The sequence below is a fragment of the Streptomyces sp. PT12 genome (assembly GCF_003311645.1).
In the GTDB taxonomy this organism is placed as follows: Bacteria; Actinomycetota; Actinomycetes; order Streptomycetales; family Streptomycetaceae; genus Streptomyces.
On the sequence record NZ_QEST01000077.1, the window covers coordinates 1 to 516 of the forward strand.

At 70.0% G+C, this 516-nt stretch carries 1 protein-coding gene; it reads right to left on the minus strand.

Features of this window, described 5'->3' with window-relative positions; translation table 11 throughout:
- Positions 1-475: hypothetical protein (locus DEH69_RS06400; protein ID WP_147255462.1), on the minus strand; the 475-nt coding region annotated here is incomplete at its 3' end.
- Positions 476-516: the final 41 nt, after the last annotated feature.

Sequence of the window (516 nt, forward strand, 5' to 3'; positions counted from 1 at the left end):
GCGCCACAAGACCACCCAACGCACCCGACGCACCAGTGATCAACACCGACTCACCAAACACCGACGACGGCCCCGACTCCGCCACCACAGCCGCCTTGAGCCGCGGCACAAAACACCTCCCACCCCGCACCGCGACCTGCGGCTCCCCCGTCGCCAACGCCAACCCCACCGCCGCCTCAACCTCACCATCAACCACATCCACCAGCACAAAGCGCCCCGGATCCTCCGACTGCGCACTCCGCACCAAACCCCACGCCGCAGCCCCGGCCAGATCAGTGACATCCTCACCCGCCACCGACACCGCACCCCGCGTCACCACGGCGAGCCTCCCACTCTCCACCTGCATCGCCCCAAGCAGGGGATGCAGCGCGGACGGCACCTGGCCGCCGTCGGCCCGCCAAACGTTCACTCCGTCGAGCGCGGCCCCGCCACCGGAGGCCACCGGTGTCCACTCCACCTGGAAGAGCGAGTCCACACGCGCAAGCGAAGGCGCCGACAACTCGCGCAGGGACAGGG